Origin of the sequence: Lentzea sp. NPDC058450 (genome assembly GCF_042721395.1) — a bacterium.
GTDB lineage: Bacteria > Actinomycetota > Actinomycetes > Mycobacteriales > Pseudonocardiaceae > Lentzea.
Genome location: NZ_JBHXLO010000005.1, coordinates 96759 through 115076 on the forward strand (window position 1 = coordinate 96759; position 18318 = coordinate 115076).

Sequence of the window (18318 nt, forward strand, 5' to 3'; positions counted from 1 at the left end):
GAGGTAGAAGACCCCGTACCCGAATCCCATGAAACCCACGGTACTTACGGTCGCAACGCCTTTTCGACGGCCTTGCGCAGATCCCGCAGGCTCTCCTCGGTGCCCGGCGTCGGCCCGACCGTGCTGCCGCCGCCCACGAGCCGGTAGAAGAGCAGGCCTTCGAGGAACGCGGTGAAGTGCGCGCCCGCCCGTTCGGGGTCCGCGTGGCCCAGCATCTTCGCGAGCGCCGTGGCCTGCTCGCGCGGTGAGTGGGCCATGATCGACTTCAGCTCGGGGTGGTGCGTGGCCTCCAGCATCGCCGCGTACCGGGCGAGCGTGCGGTCGCGTTCCACGAGCCAGCCGTCGAGCGTCCTCGCGATGCTGCCGGCGACGTCGTCCGGATCCGGGGCGACGTCCAGGCGTTCCTGCTCGGCGAGCCGCGCCACGAAGCCCTCGACCAACGCCTTGCGCGTGCGGAAGTACGCGCTGGTCGAGCCCTCCGGCAGGCCGGCCTCGCGGTCGACCGCGCGATGGGTGAGGCCGCGCATGCCCTGGGCGGCCACGAGCTTGATCGCGGCGTCGGTGATGAGGTCTCTGCGCACCTGTGGTCCCAATCTCTCTCTACAGCTGTAGTCTACGGATGTAGAGTCTTCTACACCTGTAGAGGAGGATGCGATGAAGGCGATCGTGGTGGGCGGCGGCATCGGCGGGCTGGCGGCGGCGGTGTCGTTGCGCCGGGCCGGCTGGGAGGTCGAGGTCCGCGAACGGGCGGCGGCGTTCGGGGAGATCGGCGCCGGGGTGGGCGTGATGCCGAACGCGATGCGCGCGCTGGAGTGGATGGGAGTCGACGCCGAGATCCGGCGGCTCGGCACGCCTCGGGTGTCCGGTGGGGTGCGCGCCTCGGACGGGCGCTGGCTGGTGCACCTGCCCGACGTGGGGCAGGAGAAGGTGATCGCGATGCACCGCGCCGACCTGCACGGCGTGCTGCTGCGGGCGTTGCCGTCGTCCGTGCTGTTCAACGACGTCGAGGTGCTCTCGTCCGACGAGCTGGACGCCGATCTCGTGGTGGCGGCGGACGGCATCAACAGCCGGTTGCGCGCGGAGGTCGTGCCCGGCGCTCCCGGTCCCGAGTACGCGGGCGCGACGGCGTGGCGAGGGGTGGCGCCGGGGCCGTACGACCTGCCGATCTCGCAGACGCTCGGTCCCGGTGGGGAGGCGGGGATCCTGCCGCTCGGGGACGGCCGGGTGTGCTGGTACGTCGCGTGCGTCGCACCGGCCGGGGCCGACCTCGACCCCGTGGCGTTGTTCGCGGACTGGCACGACCCGTTGCCGCAGTTGGTGTCCTCGACCCCCGACGTGATCCGGCACGACATCTACCAGCTGCCGTTGCTGCCGACGTTCGTCAAGGGGCGGGTGGCGTTGCTCGGCGACGCGGCGCACGCGATGACGCCGTACCTCGGGCAGGGGGCGTGCATGGCGTTGGAGGACGCGGTGACACTGGCGGCGGTGGGCGGGGATCTGGTTCGATACGACGCCTTGCGACGGCCGCGCACGCAGTCGGTGTGGAAAGGTTCGCGGATGGCGGGGAAGTTCGGCATCGAGATGCGGTCGCCGATCGCCTTGGCGCTGCGCAACTTCGCGTTCCGCGTGTTGCCACCTTCCTTGGCAATTCAGGGGATGACGCGCTTCTCCACGTGGGAGGTCCCGCAAGTTCACTCGATCGGGTCGAATCCAGCGGTGAACTGAATCACAGGTCAATGTTTGATTTCGGTGGGGTAACGGTCAAGAACCACCCTTTGTCGCGCCCATTGTCACCCAGTTGTAGGATCAAGTAACTGCTGAGCGTGTCGGACGCGGTCCAGTGATCCAGATGGCGTAGCGCGACAGGCGGTTCCTCCTACACGAAAGCGCAACTACGGTGCCTCGCCATGACCCCCGTCCCGACTGACGTGATGCCCCGTTCCCTCACGGCGCTTCCCCCGGCGCAGGTCGAGAACACCGGCGAGATCGACATCGCCGAGGCTGAGGACTTCGTCCGTCAGCACCACACCGAGAACCCGGAGATCGGCCCGGTCGAGGCCAGACTGGCCGAGGTCCACGCGGAGATCGCCGCGACCGGCACCTACCGGCACACCACCGACGAACTGACCTTCGGCGCGCGGGTGGCCTGGCGCAACAGCTCCCGCTGCATCGGGCGGTTGTACTGGCGGAGCTTGAAAGTGCGCGACCAGCGGGAGGTGTCCGCCCCCGCGGACGTGGCGAAGGAGTGCGTCGAACACCTGCGGGTGGCGACGAACAAGGGCAAGATCCGGCCCGTCATCACGATCTTCGCCCCGGTGGAGCCCGGCACCCCCGCGCCGGTGATCGTCAACGAGCAGATCATCCGGTACGCCGCTTACCGCGGGTCCGACGGCGGGGTGCTCGGCGACGGCCGCAACCTCGAGCTGACCGACCTCGCGGTGAAGCGCGGCTGGAAGCCCCCGGCCACGCGCGGCCCGTTCGACGTGCTGCCGCTGATGGTGACCTGTGAGGGCCACGAGCCCGCGCTCGTCGAGATCGCCGCCGACGACGTGCTGGAAGTCCCGTTGTCGCACCCGGACTTCCCGTGGCTCAAGGGACTCGGCGTGAAGTGGCACGCCGTGCCCGCCATCAGCAACATGCGCCTGCGCATCGGCGGCATCGACTACCCGTCGGCGCCGTTCAACGGCTGGTACATGGGCACCGAGATCGGCGCCCGCAACCTGGCCGACCACGACCGCTACGACCTGCTGCCGTACCTCGCCAAGCGAATGGGCCTGGACATGTCGTCGGAGGCGACGTTGTGGCGCGACCGAGCTCTGGTGGAGCTCAACCGCGCCGTCCTGCACTCGTTCGCGGAGGCCGGGGTCACGATCACGGACCACCACACGGAGTCGAAGCGGTTCCTGACGCACCTGGAGAAGGAAGAGGCGGCCGGACGTTCGTGTCCTGCTGACTGGTCGTGGATCGTGCCACCCGTGTCGGGCGGGCTGACACCGGTCTACCACCGGTACTACGACTCGGATGAACTGCTGCCGAACTTCTTCCCCGCCGAGAAGCCGTCGGGATGCCCTGTCGCACACTGAGGTGTGCAGCTCACGCGCAGTTTGACGTTGACCGACGCCGTGTTCGTCGGGCTCGGTTCCATGATCGGAGCCGGGGTGTTCGCGGTGTTCGCCCCGGCTGCCGCCGCGGCCGGGTCCGCGTTGCTGGTGAGCCTGGTGGTCGCGGGCGTCGTGGCCGGGTGCAACGCGTTGTCGAGCGCGTGGCTCGCTGCCCGTTATCCGCAGTCGGGCGGTACGTACGTCTACGGCCGTGAACGCCTCGGGCGCGTGTGGGGCGATCTGGCCGGGTGGGCGTTCGTGCTGGGCAAGACGGCGTCGTGCGCCGCCATGGCGTTGACGGTCGGGGTGTACGCCGGTGCGCCGAAAACCGTTGCGGTGGTGGCGATTGTGGCGCTGACCGTGCTGAACCTGACCGGTGTGCAGAAATCCGCGCTGGTCACGCGGGTCATCGTTGTTGTCGTCCTGCTCGTGCTGTGTCTTGTGGCGTTCACGGCTCGCGAGGCCGTGCAGCCGGCGGAGTTCCTGCCGTCAGGAATCCTTCCCGCCGCCGCGCTGCTGTTCTTCGCGTTCGCCGGGTACGCGCGCGTTGCGACTCTCGGAGAGGAGGTGCGGGACCCCGCGCGCACGATCCCTCGGGCAGTGATCATCGCCCTGGCGATCACGCTGGTCGTGTACTCGGTCGTGGCTTTGGTCGCGTTGAACGCGTTGGGCAGCCGTCTGGCCGTGTCGACGCTTGCCGACGTGTCGCCCTCTCTGGCGCCTCTCATTCGCGTGGCCGCGTGCCTGGCCGCGTTGGGTTCGTTGCTCTCGCTGCAACTCGGGGTCAGCCGGACCGCGCTGGCGATGGCGCGCGACCGCCGGTTGCCGTCGTTGCTGGCCGACCTCCGGTGGGCGGAGATCGCGACCGGGCTCGTCGCCGTGGCGTTGGTACTCACGGTCGATGTCACGCGTGCGATCGTGTTCAGCTCGTTCTGCGTGCTGCTCTACTACGCGATCGCCAACGCCAGCGCGTGGACGCTCGGTAAGCGCCTCGTCCCCGCGATTGGGCTGGCAGGGTGCCTGACCCTCGCCGGTGCGGTGCTCTGGCAACTGTAGATGTGGCCCAGGTCACCTTTGATCGCGTAACGTGCGTACGGTGAAAGTGGGAACCCCCGCAGAGTCGCGGCCCGCCGAGCGCCGAGTCGCCTGCGTACCGGAAACGGTGTCGTCGCTGGTCGACGCTGGACTGACCGTGCACGTACAAGAAGGCGCAGGGCGTCACGCCCACGCCCCCGACGCCGCTTACCGAGCGGCCGGGGCCCACGTGACGCCCGAGGACCCGACGTCGGAATCCGACGTCGTCGTGTCCGTGCAGCCGTTGACCATCGCCCAGGCTTCGTCGCTGAAACCGGGCGCCATCACCGTGAGCTTCCTGCAGCCAGGCCTCGAACGCGAGCTCCTGGAGGTCTACCGAGACCGCCGGGTCACGTCGTTCAGCTTCGACCTGCTGCCCCGCGTGACCCGTGCCCAGAGCGCGGACGCCCTGTCCTCCCAGGCCCTGGTGGCCGGCTACCGCGCCGTCCTGGTGGCGGCCGAACGACTACCGCGCTTCCTCCCGATGTTCACCACCGCCGCGGGCACCGTGCCCCCGGCCAAGGTGCTCGTGCTGGGCGCCGGAGTCGCGGGCCTGCAGGCGATCGCCACGGCTCGCCGCCTGGGCGCCGTCGTCGAGGCCTACGACGTCCGCAAGGCCGCGGGCGAGGAGGTCCGCAGCCTGGGAGCCAAGTTCCTCGAACTGGACCTCGAAACCCAGTCCGGCGTCTACGCCTCCGTGCAGTCCGAGGAGTTCCTGGAACGCCAGCGAGAACTCATCGGCAACCACGTCGCCGCGTCCGACGTCGTGATCACCACCGCCGCCATCCCCGGCCGGCGCGCCCCCGTCCTGGTCACCACCGACATGCTCAAGGCGATGGCCCCGGGCTCGGTCGTGGTCGACCTGGCGGCGGAGTCCGGCGGCAACTACGCGGGATCCGTCGCGGGCTCGGAGATCTGGGTCGGCGACGTGCTCGTGCACGGCGCGCTGAACCTGCCGTCGTCCATGCCGGTGCACGCGAGCAAGTTGTACTCGCGCAACGTCCTGAACCTGCTCAAGCTGATGACCGCGGACGGGGTGGTGGCGCCGGACCTGGGCGACGAGGTGCTCGACGGCTGCTGCCTCACCCACGACGGCCAGATCCGCAAGGAGTTGCCGTGATCGAGCTGCTGACGATCTTCGTGCTGGCCGTGTTCGTGGGCTTCGAGGTGGTCTCGAAGGTGTCCACGATCCTGCACACGCCCCTGATGTCCGGTGCGAACGCCATCCACGGCGTGATCCTGGTGGGCGCGATCCTGATCACGGGGTCCGCCGAGAGCACCCTCGAGCTCGTTCTCGGTGTGCTGGCGGTGTTCCTGGCCACGGTCAACGTCGTGGGCGGGTTCGTGGTGACGGACCGGATGCTGGAGATGTTCAAGAAGTGAGCACCGTCGGACTGATGTACCTCATCGCGTCGGTGTGCTTCATCCTGGCGCTGAAAGGCCTGAGCTCGCCCAAGTACGCGCGCTACGGCAACTTCATCGGCGCGTTCGGCATGCTGGTCGCCGTCGTCACCGCCTACGTGCACGGCGTCGTCCACAACGGACTGTGGATCCTGATCGCCATCGCACTCGGTGTGGCCGTGGGCATCCCGGCCGCCCGCAACGTGAAGATGACCGCGATCCCGCAGATGGTGGCCCTGTTCAACGGAGTCGGTGGCGCGGCGGCGGCCCTCGTGGCGCTGGCCGAGTTCTTCGCGGTGCCCGACACGACCGTGATGTTCCGGCTGGCGACCGTGCTCACGGTGCTGATCGGCTCGGTCAGCTTCTCCGGTTCGGTGGTCACGTTCCTGAAGTTGCAGGAGCTGATGACGACCAGGCCGGTGTTGTTGCCGGCCGGGCAGCAGCTCGCGATCGCGGCTGGTGTGTCGTCGATTGCCTTGTGCGCCTTGACGATGGCGGTGCCGAACGGGTTCCTGCTGTGGTTGCTGGCGGTCGTCGGGCTCGCGCTCGGCGTGTTGTTCGTGCTGCCGGTGGGCGGGGCGGACGTGCCGATCGCGATCTCGTTGCTCAACGCGTTCACCGGGCTCGCGGTGGCGGCGTCCGGGTACGTGCTGGCCAACACGTTGCTCATCGTGGCGGGCACGCTGGTCGGCGCGTCCGGCACGATCCTCACGCGGCTCATGGCCCAGGCGATGGGTCGGTCGCTCGCCAACATCCTGTTCGGGGCGTTCAAGGCGACGACCGTGACGGCGCACGAGGAGGAGCAGCGGACGGTCAAGTCCGGGACGGTCGAGGACGTCGCGATCCTGTTGGGGTACGCGAACAACGTCGTCGTGGTGCCGGGGTACGGGCTGGCGGTGGCGCAGGCCCAGCACGCGGTGCGGGAGCTGGTGTCGCAGCTCGAACGCCGTGGAGTCGCTGTGTCGTACGGGATTCATCCGGTGGCGGGGCGGATGCCGGGGCACATGAACGTGTTGCTGGCCGAGGCGGACGTGCCGTACGAGCAGCTCAAGGAGCTCGACGACGTCAACCCCGGGATCACGTCCGTCGACGTGGCGGTGGTGGTCGGGGCGAACGACGTGGTGAATCCGGGGGCGCGGGACGAGCCGTCCAGCCCGATCTACGGCATGCCGATCTTCGACGTCGACCGCGCGAAGTCCGTGGTGTTCATGAAGCGGTCGATGCGGCCGGGGTTCGCGGGCGTGGACAACGAGCTGCTCTACAACCCCAAGACGACGCTGTTGTTCGGGGACGCCAAGGACTCGCTCACGAAGCTTCTGGCGGCTGTGAAGCAGCTCTGAGCAGGTCCGTGACCTCAAGAGCGGTCAACGCGGGCAGCAGACCGATCACACCGTCGGCGCCCGCCTGACGCCAGTGCTCGGCGTCGGCGAGGGTGTGCACCTCGTCGACGCCGAACCGCACGCCGAAGCCGTGCACGGTCTCGATCAACGCGCGCATCGCCTGGTGCAGCGGGGAGTCCGGCGCGGGGGCGGGGGCTCTGGTGATCACCGAGCGGACCGGCACCTCGGTCAGCACGGCCAGTTCGTCGTGGCCGCCGCGGAACCCGTCGAGCGCCGTCACGATGCCGCTGTCGTGCAGCACCACCGCGTTGTCGTCGCCCGCGAGCACCGACGAGATGTCCAGCGCGATCCGCAGTCGTTCCGGCGGCAGGGCCGTTTCGTCCAGCGCGCGCTTGACGTCCGCGACCAGGTCCTCGTCGCGGGACTGCAGGGCGCCCAGCGCGATGTGCAGCGTCGGCGCGCCGTCCCCGAACTCCGCGACCCACTCCGCGGCCTGCGCGCACGCCTCCCGCAGCAGCCAGCGGCCGATCGGCAGGGACAGGCCCGTCGAGTCGGCGAGCGCCATGAGGTCGTTGTGGCTCAGGTCGTCCCAGTGCAGCCGGGCGACGGCGCCGAGCACCTCGCGGGTCTCCAGGTCGTGGACGGGCGCGTAGACGATCTCGATCTCGCCGTGCTCCCAGGCGCCCGGCATCGACGCGGCCAGCGCGTACCTGCCGCGGCGGCGCGCGTCGTCGTGCGGGTCGTGCAACGCCCACTGCCGCTTGCCGCGGGCCTTCGCCTGGCGCAGCGCGGCGTTGGCGCACCGCATGAGTTCGGCGGCGGTCGCGAACGACGGCGGCCGGTCCACCACACCGATGCTCGCCGAAAGCGCGATGCCGTGATCGTCCACAAAGGTCGGTTCGGCGAGGACGTCCTGGATCTCCTCGACCGTCGACGTGACGGTGTCGTTCGAGGTGAGGAACCCGAACTCGTCGCCGCCGATCCGCGCCAGCACGGCGTTCCTCTCGGCCGCGAGCTTGCCCAGGCGGCTCGCGACGATCTTGAGGAGCTTGTCGCCGGTGTCCTGGCCGAGGCCGTTGTTGACGACCGCGAACGCGTCCAGCCCCAGGTGGTAGAGGGTGATCGGGCCGCCGTCGAGCTGCCGTTCGACCTGCGAGACGAAGTGCTGGCGGTTCGACAGGCCGGTGAGCGAGTCGTGCAGCAGTTGGTGGTCGAGGCTGCGCTGCAACAGGTGCAGCTCGCTGATGTCCTCGACCATCGTCACGTGGTGCGTCGGCCTGCCGTCCGCGTCGCGCAGCACGGAGACCACGAGGTGCACCCACACCGGCTCGCCGTCCGCGCGGATCAGTTGGCGCTGGTCGCGGAACCGGTCGAGGCGGCCCTCGCTGAGGTTGCGGTAGGAGGCGCCGAGCGGCTTCAGGTCCTCCGGCCGGTAGAACTCCTTCAGGTCGTGGTCGGCGACCTCCGCGCCTGACTCGAGGCCCACGATCTCGGCCAGCGTGTCGTTCGCCTCGACGCACCGCCCGGTGAGGTCGGTGATCGCGATGCCCAGCGCGGCGGAGTCGAACACCTCCTGGAACCGCGCCTCGCTGACCTTGAGCGTGCGCTCGACCCGCTGCTTGGCCCGCACGATCGCGACCTTGATCTGTTCCTGCTGGTCGAACGCGTCCATCCGCATGGCCTGCGCGTACGCGGAGCTCAACCGGGCCAGCACGGGTAGTTCGAACGTGGTCGAAAGAACCTCGATGGTGGCGCTCAACGAGTCGGGGCCGGTTGCGTGCAGTGACACCAAGCGCTTGCCGACCGACTCGGGTGAGTCCGGCAGCTCACGCAACGAGTCGAGCAGGGCACGCTCGATTTCGGCGTGGGACAGCGGGATGTACGCGGTGGGCGTCAACGCGTGCATCCAGCGGGCGGCGAGCTCCGGAAGTTCCATCCTGCGCACAGAGCGTACGGATCCGGCGCCGAACGGCCAACAACGACAGGCGCTACAGCTTGCGTCCCACGGCGGCGTAGATGCCCGCCTTGGCCGGATCGTCGACGTCGCCGTCCTCCGGCCGCCACAACGGCGTCGGCACGATGCCCGGCTCGACGAGCTCGAACCCGGCGAAGAGCGCCTCGATCTCGCTCTTCGTGCGCGGGTACATGGGGTTCTGGCTCTGCTTCATGACCTCGACGATCCCGGCCATCTCCTCGGGCTGGAGGTCCTGGGTGAACTGCGAGACGGCGAGGTAGCTGCCCGCCGGCACCGCGTCGCGATAGGCGGCGACGATGGCGTTCGGGTCGGCCTGGGGCGGCACGAAGTGGAAGACGCCGGCCGTGAGCACGCCGACGGGCCGGGTGAAGTCGATCAGACCGCTCTCGCGCGCCGCCGCCAGCACCGCGTCCGGCCTGGTCATGTCCTCCTGGATGATCGTCGCGCGCGGCTCCTGCTCCAGGATGAGCTCGCTGTGCGCGACGGCGACCTCCTCGAAGTCCACGTACACGACGTGCGACTCGGGGTCGGCCTTCTGCGCGATCTCGTGCACGTTGCCGACCGTGGGGATGCCGGAGCCGAGGTCGAGGAACTGCCGGATGCCCTCGTCGATCATGAACAGCACCGACCGGCGCAGGAACGCCCTGTTCAGCCGTGCGATCGCGCGGCCGTTGGGCTGCGCCTTCAGGAACTTCTCGGCGAGTGCCCGATCGGCCGCGAAGTTGTGCCCGCCCCCGAGCAGGTAGTCGTAGAGGCGTGCGGCACTCGGCTTGCCCGTGTCCACGCCCTCGGGAACCCAGCTCACCTGTTCAGCCATGGGGCCAGGCTACTGAGACACGCCGTTCGTTCGGCAGGGCATGTGCCCTTTCGGGCTAGTGAAATGCCTTATGTCACTGGAAAGTGTGAATGAGCAGCGTGGCCAGCGCTACACCCAGTGCAGTGCCTAGTCCGCGCGCGACGTTCACGAGCCCGCTCCCGACCCCGGCCGACCCCTCGGGCAACGCGCTCATGACCCGTTTCGTGCAGGCCGGCGCGATGATCCCGAGCCCGATCCCGGCCACGACGAGCTGAAGTGGTTGCGGCACAGGCAGAACCAGCGCGACGGCCGCGATGGCCGCGCCCGTCCGGATGCCCGGCTTGGACAGCAGCGTCGCCGCGAGCGCGAACCCCAGCGGCAGCGCCGCGACCGTGAGTCCTATATGTGCCAAGGGTTGTTTCATGGTGAACGGCAGCAACGTCATGGGCGCGAACAACGCGGCGTACGTGAGCAGGACGCCGAGGAGCCCCGGCAGCACCCGCCAGGTCGGCTTTCCCTTGTCCCGCGCGGTCTTGGTGCGGGGGAGCAGGTAGTGGCCGGCGACCATCGCGACGACGCCGATCGGCACGTTGATCGCGAACACCGCCTGCCACCCGTGGTGCTCGGTGAGGAATCCGCCGAGCAACGGCCCCGCCGCGAGCCCGGCCGCCTGCGCCGCGGCCTGCACCCCGAGCGCCCTGCGCCGCTTCTCGGGCACGACCGCCGTGGTCACCAGCGCGACGCTGTTCGCCTGCAGCATCGCCGCCCCGACGGCCTGCGCGATCCGGGCCGCGATGAGGGCGTCGAAGCTCGGCGCGTACACGCACGCGACGGACGCCGCCGTGAACAACGCGAACCCGTAGATGTAGACGATCTTGCGCCCGACCTTGTCCGCGATCCTGCCCATTGGGACGAGCAGCGCGACGAGCGTGATCAGGTAGCTGAGCGAGATCCACTCCGGATCGGCCCCGAAGTGAGCGCTCATCGCGGGGAACGCCAGCGTGACGATCGAGGCGTCCAACTGCCCCATGAAAGCGCCGAAGCAGACCGTCGCGATGACCAGCCAAGGTGCGTACGACCGGCGCGCGATCCACGCCGGTCTGGGCGACTCCGTGACGAACCAGTTCATCGTAAGCCGATTATATCTGACCCAGAGCTATTGTTCGGCGTTCAGTAAGATTTCCGCATGTCAGACGAAGCCCGCACGCTCACCGACGTCGTCACTCGCCTGCGCCGGGCGCTGCGGACGAGCATCCGGGCCGACTGGCCGTGGGAATCCCTGCCGATGGCGCAGGTAGAGCTGCTGCAGACCCTCGCGGAGCGCCCGCCGATGAAGGTCGGCGACCTCGCCGCGGCCCTGCGGCTGGCCCCCAACACCGTGTCCGGCCTCGTCTCCCAACTGATCGACTCGGGCCTCGTGGTGCGCGGCGGAGACCCCAAGGACAGACGGGTAGCGCGGCTATCCGTCTCACCCCGTGGACACGAACAACTGCTCGTCTGGCAGCGCGAACACGAGAAGCGGATCGGCTCGGCCCTGGCCAAACTGGAGGCCTCCGAACGCGAGGACGTGGTGCGCGCTCTGAAGGCTTTGGACCACCTGGTGGAGCACCTTGCCGAACCCAGCGCCTGACCGTTCCCTCGCCTTTGTCGGCCTCGTTTCGTTGGGCGGTGGACTGGGCGGGGTGGCCCGGTACGGGTTGTCGTTGCTCGTGCCCGGGGCCTGGGGGCTGTTCGTCATCAACGTGCTGGGGTCGTTCCTGATCGGCGTGCTGATGGGGACCGTGCCCAAGCCTCTGGTGCGCGCCTTCTTCGGCGTCGGCGTGCTGGGCGGCTTCACGACCTTCTCCTCGTACGCCGCCGCTTGGTCTTGGGCGTTGCTGGCCACGCCGGTTTGTGCTGTGGCGGCGGCGTTTCTCGGGCTGCGGGTGACTCGCCGATGACCGTGCTGGTGGTCTTCCTCGGAGCCGCGTTGGGCGCTCCGTGCCGCTACCTGCTCGACGGGTTGGTGCAGTCGCGGCACTCGCGCGACTTCCCGTTCGGCACGCTGACGGTGAACGTCGTCGGGTGCCTGCTGATCGGGTTCGTCATCGGCACGTCCTGGATGCCGTTGCTGGGCATCGGCTTCTGCGGCGGCCTCACGACCTACTCGACGTTCAGCTACGAGACGGTGAAGCTGCTGGAGGCCGAGAAGTACCGCTCGGCCTTCCTGAACGCGGTCGTCAGCGTGGCGCTGGGAGTGGCGGCAGCGGCGGTGGGTCTTGCTCTAGCACGCTGAACTCACCTCGTTCCCAGCCGAGGAGGTGGTCGCGCACCTCATCCGGGATCTGCGGGTCGTCGTTCCACCCGTGCGGGAGAGCCCTCCTTTCGCGGGCTTCCAGGAACGGCAGGAACAGCATCAGCTGAAGTGGATCGGGACGGCTGAGCGGCTCCCACTCCTCGACGTCGAGGGCGCGTGAGGTCGTCCACGGCTTCGGGAGGGTGGTCATCGTGATGGCGATCGACCTCGCCTCGGCCGCCGAGAAGGGCCTGTGTTGCAGCTCGACGGTGAGCAGCACGGCCGCGCTCATCCACCGCATGCCGGCGATGATCAGGTTCCGGTAGAGGATGCCGGCGCCCCTGTCGCGCAACAGGGATTCGAGGAGTTGCGGGTCGCCGAGCACGAACGTCGCCCAGGGGACCGACTTCCGGAGTTCCCGGATCTCGTCGCGGTAGCGCTCACCCAGGTCCAGCTGGACGGCGCGCCACTGCACGGACGACGCCTGGGGGAGCACGACGTCGAGCACGAGCGTCGCCCCTGCTTCGCCCTGGGAGATCAGCACCCCGAAGTGCTCGGCCAGCGCCCGTCGGATCGCCTCGCTGTTGATCGGGGACGAGTCGGCGACGCAGGCCCTCAGCGGTTCGTCCGTCGCGTGGACGTAGTTGTCCAGGCGCGTGCCGAGCGGGAAGCGGACGAACTTCTCCAGCGCGGCGACGGTGATCGACCGGACCACGCGGTCGCTCGGGGCCACGTGCCGCAGCGCGCGGGCGGCGAACCCGAGCCCGCCGTCGTGCAGTGCCTCGGTCAGCAGTTCGTCCGCACCTCCCTCGAAGTTGCGTTCGAACAGCTGCAACACGATCTGCGCGACCACGTCCCACTGGGCGGTGTCCGTCCTGAGCGCGGCCCAGAGCGCCTCGGCCGTGCGATGGGTGCGCACCAGGTGCTCGGAGGCGAAGTACTCGAGGAACGTCCGGTGCGTGAAGCCGAACTCGTTCGCACCGACGTCGGTGAGGATCCACGCCCGTCCGGTGCAGAAGGCGAGGAACTCCTCCGCCGCCGCGACGGACCTGTCGTGGTCGTCGAGCTTCCGGTCGAGGTAGTGCGTGAGGGTGCTGATGACTCGGCCGCGCCGCAGGGGCTTGCCGGATTCGGACGCGCTGAACATCGTCCAGGCGAGGTGCTGGACCGCGCCTCGCAGCCGACCGTGGAACTTGACCGGCAGCTCGATGCCGCGCTTGGAGTCCCACTGCTCGAACAGCATCAACGCACACCGCTCGTACACCTCGGCGAGGTTGTGCGGCAGGTACCGATCACTGGAGTACATGGCGCACAACAAGGTCAGCAGCAACGGGTTGCTGCGCAGCTCGTCGATCTGCCTGCTGTCCTCCAGGAACGAGGCGACCAGCCGCTCCCGTTCCACGGGGGAGGTCGCCTCGTCGAGCTGGAACCACCGCGAGACGTAGCCGGCGACCTGGTGCCGGTCGAACTCCGCGATCTGGCTCGACGCGAACATCTCGTCGTTCAGCGGGGCGTCCTCGTAGCCGACCTTCCGGGCGGTCACCAGGATCGGCACCAGTGGGTAGAGGTGGGCGAATCCCTCCACCAAAGACACCACTCGGCGGCGTAATTCGATCTGCACCAGTTCGTCCAGGCCGTCGAGCACGACCACCGCGCGGCCGGTGCGCAGGAGGTACTCGACGCCGTCCCGCGGCGGCTTCACGTTGTACGGCTCCTGGCAGAGCTTCTCCAGGTAGTGCAGGAGGTCGTGGCCGCCCTCGGCGAACGCGTCGGCGAACTGGCGCAGCACCACCAGGAACGGCACACGTCCGGTGCCGTCGGTGGCGACGTCGTACGCGAACTTCGTGGCCAGGGTGGACTTGCCCGCACCGGGATCGCCCTGCACCAGCACTCGGTGGCCGGGGGAGCCGAGACGAATCGTGAACTTCGACGTCAACGTGGGTGTCACGTAGAGCTGGTCGTAGCGGACCGCGCGGCTCACACCGATGTGCGGCATGCGGATCCTGCTGTGCAGGGCGGCCACCTGGTCGCGCATGCGGGCGGCGAAGACGTGGATGCGCGCGGACGACTTGAGACGGCGCAACATGACGGTGTTGGTGGTGGCCGCGTTGTAGATGTCGGCGCGGTCGCTCTTGGTGCCCACGGCGCGGTAGTGGGGTTCCACCTCCTGGCAGGCGGCGACCATGGCGTCGTGCAGGAGGGTGGTGACCCTGGTCAGGGGGTGGTCGGACATGCCGGCCAGGCGGAGGCCTTCGTGGAGTTGGTCCTTGGAGGCCTTGCCCATCATGTTGCCGACGCGCTTCTGGGCCACGACGGTCGCGAAGTCGGGGGAGTCGAGGTAGCGCTCCAGGGCTTCGGTGTCCGGGCGGTCCAGGTCGGCGAACAGGGCCTCGGTCGCCGCGCTCGTGGCGGACGGCGAGGGCAGCTTCAGGGTGTCCGCCAGGCGGGAGGAGATCTGGTCGCTCACGTCCACGACGACCCGGATGACCGCCGACTCGATGCTGGGCAACGAAGGGCTCCTGTTCGACCGACGGCGCAGTCCTGGGCGGCGCTTGCCACCCAGGACTCCCCACGTTCGTTACGAAACGTCCTTCAGCCGGGATAGCACATCGGGGAGCGTTCCGGTGTGCACGACGCCGAGTCGTTGCGTGGCACGGGTCAGCGCCACGTACAGGTCCGACGCGCCGCGCGGCGACTCCGCGAGGATGCCCTCCGGGTCCACCACGACCACCGAGTCGAACTCCAGGCCCTTGGCGTCGGTCACGCCGAGCACCACGACCTGTGCCTCTTCGAGCTCGTTGCCCACCGACGACCCCGGCACCCCCGAAGCGACCGCCGTTCCCACCGACGCCAGCAGCGCGCCCGGCACGATCACCGCGATCTTGCCGTCGCCGACGGCCGCCACCTCGCGGGAGATCAGCGCGGGGACCTCTGCCTCGTACGACGCCACGGCCGACACCCACGGCGGTACGCCGGTCTCGCGCACGGACGTCGGCGGGACCAGTGCCGCGTCGACGGAGCCGAGCACGTCCGCGGCGACCTCCATGATCTCCGCGGGCGTCCGGTAGTTGACCGTGAGTTCCGTCAGGCGCCAACGGTTCTGGACGTACGCCGACAGCACGGAACCCCATGAGGTCGCACCGCCGATGTCGCCGGTCTGGGCGATGTCGCCCACGACCGTCATCGACTTGCTGGGGCAACGACGCATCAACGTTCGCCACGCCATCGCCGACAGCTCCTGGGCCTCGTCCACGATGATGTGGCCGAACGTCCAGGTGCGGTCCGCGGCGGCTCGTTCCGCCGCCGTCTCGTAGCGGTCCACGCCGTGGCGCTGGGCCAGGCTGTACGCGTCCATCAGGTCCGAGGCCATCAGCAGGTCCGGGTCCGCGTCGTCGTCCAGGTCGAGGATGTCGAGCACCCCCTGCGCGTACTCGACGGCCTGGCGGCGCTGGCGTTCGGCACGGGCCTTGGCCTCGGTGTCGTCCTCGCCGAGCAGTTCCGCGGCCTCGTCCAGCAACGGCACGTCCGCGGGCGTCCAGTCGTCATTGGACCGCTGGAGCAGATCGCGTTCCTCGCGGGTGAACTTCACCATCGCGCGGTTGCGCCGCTTCGGGTTCCGGTACAGCTCCGAGAGCAGCGAGAACGGCGTCAGCACCGGCCACAGCGACGAGATCGCGGCCTGCACCTCCTCGGACTCGCGCAGCTCGCGGCGGATGTCGTCGACGTCCTCCTTGTCGAGCAGATGTCCGCCGAGGCGGCTCACGACCATGCCCGACAGCGTCGAGATGATCTCGCGGGCGAACGTGCGGCGGGCCTCGTTGTGCGCGCGGCGGGTGCGGCGCGCCCTGCCCCGCGCGTCGGCGATGGCGCGGCGGTCGAGGCGCAGCACGTCGTTGTCGAAGCGGATCTCGACGAACGGCGGCGCTTCCTGCCGGTCGCGCACGGCCGCGGCGATCACGTCCGCCATCTGGATCCGGCCCTTGACCGCGGCGGCGGCCGCCGACTCGCGACCCGTCGCCGTGAGGTTCGGGTAGAGCTCGCCGACCGTGGACAGCAGCACGCCCGTCTCACCCAGGGAGGGGAGGACCTGACTGATGTACCGCAGGAACGTCGTGTTCGGCCCGACGACCAGAACACCGCGTTTCGCCAGCTGCCGACGGTGTGTGTACAGCAGGTACGCGGCTCGGTGCAGGGCCACGGCGGTCTTGCCGGTGCCCGGACCGCCCTGCACGACGACCACGCCGTTGAGCTCGGACCGGATGATCCTGTCCTGCTCGGCCTGGATGGTCGCGACGATGTCGCTCATCTGACCGGTGCGCGACTCGTTCAGCGCCGCCAGCAGGGTCGCCTCGCCGGTCAGGCTGTCCTTGGCCGAGCGGTCGACCGAGTTGATGTCGAGCACCTCGTCGTCGAGGCCGATGACCTTGCGCGAGCGGGTCCGCAGGTGCCGGCGCCGCCGCACGCCGTCCGGGGAGGCGGCGGTGGCGAGGTAGAACGGCCTGGCGGCGGGAGCGCGCCAGTCCATCAGCAGCGGCTCGTATTCCTTGTCCTCGTCGAAGAGACCGATTCGGCCGATGTAGAAGCGGTCCTCGTTGTGGAAATCGAGCCGGCCGAACGCGAGTCCGTTCTCGACAGCGCTGTACTGGGCCAATTGATCTGTGTACATCGCGACGGACGTGTCGCGCTCGGACCGCATCTGGTGCGTGCCGCCGGTTTGTCGCAACGATTGTGCGAGTCGTTTCGACGTCTGTTCGCGGAGGTCGTCGAGCCGGCCGTACAACATGGCCACGTATTCCTGCTCCGGCTCCATTTCGGCAAGCCGGAGGTCATCGGAGGGGCTTGACAACTTGCCTCTTTTCTCGTTACAATGCGACGTCGGTACTAATACCGTTTCGCACATTCCTGCCCGCACTCTGGTCGCCTGAGCGCAGACTGTCTAATCTACACGCATATCAGCGTGGTGCAGGTACGCCTTCCGCAGCAGTGTGGCCAACGTATCCCGCTCGTGCGGCGTCAACGGCGCCAGCAGCTCCTCCTCGTGAGCCCGCGCCGCCTCCAGCCGTTCGCCGAGCGCCTGTCTGCCCCCGTCGGTGATCGACACCGTGAACCGCCGCCGGTCGCGCTCGTCCCGTCTGCGCTGGGCGAACCCGAACCCCTCCAGGTCGTCGAGCACCGACACCAGGTCGCTCGGGTCCATCCGCACCCGGTCGCTGATCCGCTTCTGCGCCACCGCTTCCTGCTCGGACAGGTACGCGAGCACGGTCAGGTGAGGGCCCCGCAGGTCCGCGCGGCCGATCCTGCGTGCTTCGCGCACCAGTCCGAGCATCAGGTAGCTGGGCAGACGCAGAAGCTGATCAATGCTCATGTCCCAAGTCTAGGAAAGATCCGTCCCCCGAAAGTGGATTGCGCTGCGTGAGGAACACGCCCGGACGAGGGCCGACAGGGTGAGCGATGGGGTGACGTTTCTCCGCAAACCACCTGGAAGCGGCAAGGTGGGGGTATGACGCGTGCGGAGATCGTCCGGCTCGCCCGTTGCGTGGTGCGCCGGCCCCGATGGCAACTCGTCGTCGCCGTGCCGCTGTCCGCGTGGGTGCTCGCCTGGGTGCTCGGCCAGCTCGCCGCGGAACCCCCGAGTCCGCTCGGTCTACTGGCCTGGACCGGCATTCCCCTCGATTCGGCATCCCTATGGGCGAGGGAGCGCGTGGACGTCCTCGCGTGGCTCGCCACGCTCGGCGGCCTGAGCTGGGCGGCCACCACCGAACGGGGTCAGCTGCCCGCGCTCGCCGGCTGGCTCGCGGTGCTGGTCGCGGGGGAGGCGGCCGGGTACGAGCACGCGGTGCAACGCGCGATGCTCACCATGGTGGCGTTCCTCGTCGTCCTCGCGGCGGTGTCGATCACCGGGCGCCGGGCGTTCGTCGTCGACCGGGTCGCCGTCATGCCGAAGGACGTCGTTCGCGCGGGTATCACGGCCGCCGTGCTGACCGCCGTCGTGCCGCTGATCGCCGTCGGACTGGCACTCACGCGTCTCGTTAGGCCTTATGTGACGAAACCGCCGCGTCAGCTGAAGGCGGTTGACGTGCCGTTGCTGCGGGAAACCGGGTGAGGTGAGCGACTACCTGCCACCCCCTGCGCCCCCGCGCAGTGCGCTGACCCTGAGGTTGTGGCTGGCCGGGTTCGGCCTGGTCTTCAACTCGGTCGCCGGGTGGCTGGCGCTGCGAGCTGACCTCACGTGGCTCGCGATCGTGCTTTTGCTACTCGCCGTCGTGTGCCTCGTCGACTTCGCCTGGGTGGTCCACCGCAAACGCCGTGGAGATCCCGGCTGAACCTGTCGGGAACCTGTGCTTGGGCTCAAGCGC

Annotated in this window: 18 protein-coding genes; 11 read left to right on the forward strand and 7 right to left on the reverse strand. The window is 69.0% G+C overall.

Annotation, left to right across the window (positions count from 1 at the left end; genetic code table 11):
* Positions 1-44: 44 nt before the first annotated feature.
* Positions 45-581 (reverse strand): TetR/AcrR family transcriptional regulator, encoded by a 537-nt coding sequence (locus ACFWNN_RS10365; protein ID WP_382439594.1) that lies wholly within the window; start codon positions 579-581, stop codon positions 45-47.
* Positions 582-654: 73 nt separating this feature from the next.
* On the opposite strand from ACFWNN_RS10365, the gene ACFWNN_RS10370 reads away from it, so the two are divergent.
* The 6 genes from ACFWNN_RS10370 (at position 655) to ACFWNN_RS10395 (ending at position 6916) form a co-directional block, all read left to right on the forward strand.
* Positions 655-1725: an FAD-dependent monooxygenase gene (locus tag ACFWNN_RS10370; RefSeq protein ID WP_382439595.1), complete on the forward strand. Its 1071-nt coding sequence runs from the start codon at positions 655-657 to the stop codon at positions 1723-1725.
* Between the two features lie 182 nt (positions 1726-1907).
* Positions 1908-3083 (forward strand): nitric oxide synthase oxygenase, encoded by a 1176-nt coding sequence (locus ACFWNN_RS10375; RefSeq protein WP_382439596.1) that lies wholly within the window; start codon positions 1908-1910, stop codon positions 3081-3083.
* A 27-nt stretch (positions 3084-3110) separates the two neighbouring features.
* On the forward strand, positions 3111-4157 hold the full coding sequence (locus ACFWNN_RS10380; RefSeq protein WP_382439597.1) for an APC family permease: 1047 nt from the start codon (positions 3111-3113) through the stop codon (positions 4155-4157).
* A gap of 40 nt (positions 4158-4197) precedes the next feature.
* Positions 4198-5295 carry an NAD(P) transhydrogenase subunit alpha gene (locus ACFWNN_RS10385; protein ID WP_382439598.1) on the forward strand — a complete coding sequence of 366 codons (1098 nt, stop codon included), beginning with the start codon at positions 4198-4200 and terminating at the stop codon, positions 5293-5295.
* Positions 5292-5558, forward strand: a complete 267-nt coding sequence (locus ACFWNN_RS10390; protein WP_382439599.1) for an NAD(P) transhydrogenase subunit alpha — start codon at positions 5292-5294, stop codon at positions 5556-5558. Before ACFWNN_RS10385 ends, ACFWNN_RS10390 begins: the two co-directional genes overlap by 4 nt.
* A gap of 14 nt (positions 5559-5572) precedes the next feature.
* Positions 5573-6916, forward strand: a complete 1344-nt coding sequence (locus ACFWNN_RS10395; protein ID WP_382439816.1) for an NAD(P)(+) transhydrogenase (Re/Si-specific) subunit beta — start codon at positions 5573-5575, stop codon at positions 6914-6916.
* On the opposite strand, the gene ACFWNN_RS10400 is transcribed toward ACFWNN_RS10395, so the two are convergent.
* From ACFWNN_RS10400 to ACFWNN_RS10410, 3 genes are all read right to left on the reverse strand, one after another.
* Positions 6882-8852, reverse strand: a complete 1971-nt coding sequence (locus ACFWNN_RS10400; protein WP_382439600.1) for a diguanylate cyclase domain-containing protein — start codon at positions 8850-8852, stop codon at positions 6882-6884. The two genes, ACFWNN_RS10395 and ACFWNN_RS10400, sit on opposite strands and share 35 nt — an antisense overlap.
* 52 nt (positions 8853-8904) lie before the next feature.
* Complete coding sequence (locus tag ACFWNN_RS10405) at positions 8905-9708, reverse strand: SAM-dependent methyltransferase (protein ID WP_382439601.1); 804 nt, start codon at positions 9706-9708, stop codon at positions 8905-8907.
* A gap of 73 nt (positions 9709-9781) precedes the next feature.
* On the reverse strand, positions 9782-10816 hold the full coding sequence (locus ACFWNN_RS10410) for an MFS transporter (RefSeq protein WP_382439602.1): 1035 nt from the start codon (positions 10814-10816) through the stop codon (positions 9782-9784).
* A gap of 57 nt (positions 10817-10873) precedes the next feature.
* Between ACFWNN_RS10410 and ACFWNN_RS10415 the strand changes: the two genes are divergently transcribed.
* From ACFWNN_RS10415 to crcB, 3 genes are read left to right on the forward strand one after another with little or no spacing between them, the layout of a single operon-like run.
* Complete coding sequence (locus ACFWNN_RS10415; protein WP_382439603.1) at positions 10874-11317, forward strand: MarR family winged helix-turn-helix transcriptional regulator; 444 nt, start codon at positions 10874-10876, stop codon at positions 11315-11317.
* 31 nt (positions 11318-11348) lie between these two features.
* Positions 11349-11627 (forward strand): fluoride efflux transporter FluC, encoded by a 279-nt coding sequence (locus tag ACFWNN_RS10420; protein ID WP_382439604.1) that lies wholly within the window; start codon positions 11349-11351, stop codon positions 11625-11627.
* Positions 11624-11962 (forward strand): fluoride efflux transporter CrcB, encoded by a 339-nt coding sequence (crcB, locus tag ACFWNN_RS10425; RefSeq protein ID WP_382439605.1) that lies wholly within the window; start codon positions 11624-11626, stop codon positions 11960-11962. Before ACFWNN_RS10420 ends, crcB begins: the two co-directional genes overlap by 4 nt.
* On the opposite strand, the gene ACFWNN_RS10430 is transcribed toward crcB, so the two are convergent.
* The 3 genes from ACFWNN_RS10430 to ACFWNN_RS10440 all read right to left on the reverse strand — a co-directional run bounded on the left by ACFWNN_RS10430 (position 11907) and on the right by ACFWNN_RS10440 (position 17327).
* Entirely contained in the window at positions 11907-14471 is a 2565-nt protein-coding gene (locus tag ACFWNN_RS10430; protein WP_382439606.1) for an NACHT domain-containing protein, read from the reverse strand. The two genes, crcB and ACFWNN_RS10430, sit on opposite strands and share 56 nt — an antisense overlap.
* A 69-nt stretch (positions 14472-14540) precedes the next feature.
* The gene (locus tag ACFWNN_RS10435) at positions 14541-16772 is read right to left on the reverse strand and encodes a HelD family protein (RefSeq protein ID WP_382439607.1); all 2232 of its coding nucleotides are present in this window, start codon (positions 16770-16772) and stop codon (positions 14541-14543) included.
* Between the two features lie 126 nt (positions 16773-16898).
* Entirely contained in the window at positions 16899-17327 is a 429-nt protein-coding gene (locus ACFWNN_RS10440) for a MarR family winged helix-turn-helix transcriptional regulator (protein WP_382439608.1), read from the reverse strand.
* 135 nt (positions 17328-17462) lie between these two features.
* On the opposite strand from ACFWNN_RS10440, the gene ACFWNN_RS10445 reads away from it, so the two are divergent.
* Both ACFWNN_RS10445 and ACFWNN_RS10450 read left to right on the forward strand, forming a co-directional pair.
* Entirely contained in the window at positions 17463-18065 is a 603-nt protein-coding gene (locus tag ACFWNN_RS10445; RefSeq protein ID WP_382439609.1) for a hypothetical protein, read from the forward strand.
* A 1-nt stretch (position 18066) separates the two neighbouring features.
* Entirely contained in the window at positions 18067-18285 is a 219-nt protein-coding gene (locus ACFWNN_RS10450; RefSeq protein ID WP_382439610.1) for a DUF6343 family protein, read from the forward strand.
* Positions 18286-18318 lie beyond the last annotated feature (33 nt).

What these genes read in the sequence shown, in the direction of transcription:
- ACFWNN_RS10370 (WP_382439595.1), top strand. Translation starts at nt 655, where the DNA reads ATGAAGGCGATCGTGGTGGGCGGCGGCATCGGCGGGCTGGCGGCGGCG.
- ACFWNN_RS10375 (WP_382439596.1), top strand. Translation starts at nt 1,908, where the DNA reads ATGACCCCCGTCCCGACTGACGTGATGCCCCGTTCCCTCACGGCGCTT.
- ACFWNN_RS10395 (WP_382439816.1), top strand. Translation starts at nt 5,573, where the DNA reads ATGTACCTCATCGCGTCGGTGTGCTTCATCCTGGCGCTGAAAGGCCTG.
- ACFWNN_RS10400 (WP_382439600.1), bottom strand. Translation starts at nt 8,852, where the DNA reads ATGGAACTTCCGGAGCTCGCCGCCCGCTGGATGCACGCGTTGACGCCC.
- ACFWNN_RS10405 (WP_382439601.1), bottom strand. Translation starts at nt 9,708, where the DNA reads ATGGCTGAACAGGTGAGCTGGGTTCCCGAGGGCGTGGACACGGGCAAG.
- ACFWNN_RS10410 (WP_382439602.1), bottom strand. Translation starts at nt 10,816, where the DNA reads ATGAACTGGTTCGTCACGGAGTCGCCCAGACCGGCGTGGATCGCGCGC.
- ACFWNN_RS10415 (WP_382439603.1), top strand. Translation starts at nt 10,874, where the DNA reads ATGTCAGACGAAGCCCGCACGCTCACCGACGTCGTCACTCGCCTGCGC.
- crcB (WP_382439605.1), top strand. Translation starts at nt 11,624, where the DNA reads ATGACCGTGCTGGTGGTCTTCCTCGGAGCCGCGTTGGGCGCTCCGTGC.
- ACFWNN_RS10435 (WP_382439607.1), bottom strand. Translation starts at nt 16,772, where the DNA reads ATGGAGCCGGAGCAGGAATACGTGGCCATGTTGTACGGCCGGCTCGAC.
- ACFWNN_RS10440 (WP_382439608.1), bottom strand. Translation starts at nt 17,327, where the DNA reads ATGAGCATTGATCAGCTTCTGCGTCTGCCCAGCTACCTGATGCTCGGA.
- ACFWNN_RS10445 (WP_382439609.1), top strand. Translation starts at nt 17,463, where the DNA reads ATGACGCGTGCGGAGATCGTCCGGCTCGCCCGTTGCGTGGTGCGCCGG.